The organism is Zavarzinella formosa DSM 19928, from assembly GCF_000255705.1.
GTDB lineage: Bacteria > Planctomycetota > Planctomycetia > Gemmatales > Gemmataceae > Zavarzinella > Zavarzinella formosa.
Window position 1 is genome coordinate 2,130,637 of sequence record NZ_JH636439.1, and the last position, 3,209, is coordinate 2,133,845.

Annotated in this window: 4 protein-coding genes; all 4 read left to right on the plus strand. The window is 62.0% G+C overall.

The window, feature by feature from the left end; all coding sequences use genetic code 11:
• The coding region (locus BGIM_RS49715) for a phage minor head protein (RefSeq protein WP_040887748.1) at positions 1–609 on the plus strand (609 nt) is incomplete at its 5' end.
• Positions 610–631: 22 nt separating this feature from the next.
• Complete coding sequence (locus BGIM_RS49720) at positions 632–1,447, plus strand: HK97 family phage prohead protease (RefSeq protein ID WP_020469714.1); 816 nt, start codon at positions 632–634, stop codon at positions 1,445–1,447.
• Between the two features lie 9 nt (positions 1,448–1,456).
• On the plus strand, positions 1,457–2,788 hold the full coding sequence (locus BGIM_RS0110360) for a phage major capsid protein (protein ID WP_020469715.1): 1,332 nt from the start codon (positions 1,457–1,459) through the stop codon (positions 2,786–2,788).
• Between the two features lie 65 nt (positions 2,789–2,853).
• Positions 2,854–3,209: hypothetical protein (locus tag BGIM_RS64770; RefSeq protein WP_020469716.1), on the plus strand; the 356-nt coding region annotated here is incomplete at its 3' end.

The window sequence follows — 3,209 nt, forward strand, 5'->3', positions numbered from 1 at the left end:
GCCCATGTGTTCATCGCCCACACCAGGTCTGTTCAGACCCTGCTGACCAACCACTACCGCCGCGTCATCCCGGTGTTCGGGGACATGGCCCTCAAGCAGGTCAAAAGCCGCAACATCCAGAAGAAGTCGGCCACGGACTTGTTCGCCACCCTGGCCGAGGACTGGATCAGGCGGGAATCGACCCGCAAGGCAAAATACATCGCCGACACCGACCGCGACGAGGTGATCGACGCCATCTCTGACGGTCTGCGTGACGGGGACGGTGTGGCCGCCATCGCCAAAAACATCCGCTCAGTCAGCCAACTGACTCCTTACCGCGCCGCCCTCGTCGCCCGCACCGAAACGCACGCCGCCGCCACTTATGGAAGCGTCGAGAGCGTCCGGTCGGCGGAACGCGACTTGGGCGTGACCATGCTCAAGGAATGGCTGCCGACGCTCGACGACCGCACCCGCCCCGCCCACGCGGCGATGGCCGGAAGCGAGCCGATCCCGCTGGATGACAAGTTCATCGTGGACGGGGAGATGATGGACCGCCCCGGCGACCCATCGGCCAGTCCGGCGAATCTCTGTAACTGCCGTTGCGGACTCATTTATTCCGAAGCCAATTAACCGAATCAAGGAAGGTTCGCCCATGAAACTGCAACACAAAACCTTTCTGTTGCGCGACATCGAAGTCAAAGAGGACGGGGAAACCCGCACCATCGAAGGCTACGGCTCGACCTTCGGCAACGAGGACAGTTACGGCGACGTGGTCATGCCCGGCGCCTTCACCAAGTCCCTGCTCGCCCGCAAGCCCGCCATGCTCTGGCAGCACAACAGCGACCAGCCCATCGGCGTCTGGGACCAAGTGATGGAAACCCCCCAGGGGCTGCTGCTCAAAGGCCGAATCTTCACCACCCAATGCGGCAACGATGCCTACACCCTCGCCAAGGGCGGGGCCATCACGGGTTTGTCCATCGGATTCTCCACCAAGAAATCGGAAATGGACACCCAGCAGAACATCCGGCGTCTGCTGGAGGTTGATCTCTACGAAGTGTCGCTGGTCACATTCCCGGCCAACACCAAGGCCACCGTCACCGGCGTGAAGTCTGCGTCGGATGACATCGACGCCGCCGTCGCTCTGCTCGCCCAAGCCGCCAACGTGTGCCAGACATCGGTTGATGTCGGTGTTCCGGTTGCCCCCGACATGGCGGCGGGCGTCCTGCAAATGCTCCAGGCCGCCGTCGGATTGTTGGACGATCCCGAGGAAACGGAAGACACCCAGGACAAAAGCGCCCTACCGATGACGGAGCGGCAGCTTGAAAAACACTTGCGGGACGCAAGTTTCAGCCAGCGCGAGGCAAAAACCATCGTCGCGGAAGGCTACAAGGCGCTGACGAAACACCGCGACGGTGGGTCCGAATCGCTCAACCAACTCACCCACCTCTTTAACCAATTCAAAGCATAGGCAACTCATATGACCGCAGAACTGACCAAATCCGTTGAAACCGCCCTGTCGGCGTTCAACGAATACAAGGGAATGGTCGAGGGTTTCGACAAGAAGCTCAAAGACATCAGCCCCAAACTCGACGCCTTCGACCAAACCAAGCTCGACAAGCTCGAAAAAGCGATGGGCGACGCCGTGGAAGCCACCCAGAAGGCCGACGCCCGCGTCAAGGCGCTCGAAACCGAGCAGAAAGCGAAGGAAGAGGCATTCGAGGCCGCCCTCAAGGCTGGTGATGTCAAACTGCAAGCGCTGGAGATCGCCTTCAACCGCGCTCCCGCCGCCGGGGCCACCGACGAGAAAGGCCGCGAGGCCGCCCTGCGCAAGAAGGCGTTCAACGACTTCGCCCGCATGCGCAGCGAAAACCGCGAGGGCTTCACCGAGTACCTGGAGAAACGCGGCGAGGACAACGCCGAGATCAAGGCCCTGTCGGTCAACAGCGACTCCTCGGGCGGTTACCTGACCATGCCGGAGATGGGCGGCATCATCCAGACCCGCGTGTTCGAGACCTCGCCCATGCGCCAGCTCGCCACCGTCACCAACATCGGCGGAGACACCTACGAGGTGATCCTCGACAACGACGAGGCGTCCAGCGGTTGGGTCGGTGAAACGGCCCCCCGTCCAAACACAACGACCCCGACGGTCGGCAAGCTGACGATCTACTGCAACGAGATGTACGCCAACCCCAAGGCGACGCAGAAGATCCTCGACGACGCCGGCATCGACATCGAGGCGTGGCTGGCCCAGAAAGTGGCCGACAAGTTCGCCCGCGACGAGGCCACGGCCTTCGTGACCGGCAACGGTGTCAACAAGCCCAAGGGTCTGTTGAGCTACGACGCGGGCACGACGATCACCTCCCAGCAGATCGAGCAGATCGTCACCGGCTCGGCCACCACCTTCACCTACGACGGCTTGGTGGATCTTCAGAACGCCCTGAAGGAGCCGTATCAGTCCAACGCCAGCTTCCTGATCCAGCGGGCCACCAACCGTCACCTGATGAAGATCAAGGACGGCGAGGGCCAGCCGGTGTTCAACATGGCGTTCGACAAGAACGTGGGCCTGCAATCCACCCTGATGACCCGTCCGTACTACTTCGCGGCCGACATGCCCGCCGTGACGACCAACGCCCTGGCGATGGCCTACGGTGACATCCGCACAGCCTACCAGATCGTGGATCGCATGGGCATTCGCGTGCTGCGCGACCCCTACACCGACAAGCCGAACGTGGCCTTCTACACCACGAAAAGGGTCGGGGGCGGCGTGGTCAACTTTGAGGCAGTGAAGCTGTCCAAGGTGAGCACGTAACGGTTTTAACCCGACAGGCCGGGTGGCGACATCCGGCCTCATTTTCTCAACAAAAGGATTCACTTATGACCAACCATACTTCCCTCTACGCCAACATCGCGGTCAGCACGCTTCTCGTGCCGCTGATCCGCACCGCCGACACGGTCCCGGCCGACGGCCAGGGCCTTGACCTCCAGAACTGCGACGACGCGGCCCTGATCTTCGTGATCGGCGCCAACGGCGACACCTATTCCGGCACCGACAAGCTGGAACTGGAGGTGCAGGAGGCCGACACCGACGTCGATGCCAGCTACTCGGCCGTCGCCAACGCCGACCTGACCAACTACGTCACCGGCACCAATGTCGGCACGGTGAAAGCGATCATCGCCAACGCCGACTGCTCGCAGTCCTACTACGTCGGCTATCGCGGCTCCAAGCGGTT

Excerpts from the sequence above, each read along its gene's own strand:
- BGIM_RS0110360 (WP_020469715.1), top strand. The coding sequence starts at position 1,457 with ATGACCGCAGAACTGACCAAATCCGTTGAAACCGCCCTGTCGGCGTTC.
- BGIM_RS49720 (WP_020469714.1), top strand. The coding sequence starts at position 632 with ATGAAACTGCAACACAAAACCTTTCTGTTGCGCGACATCGAAGTCAAA.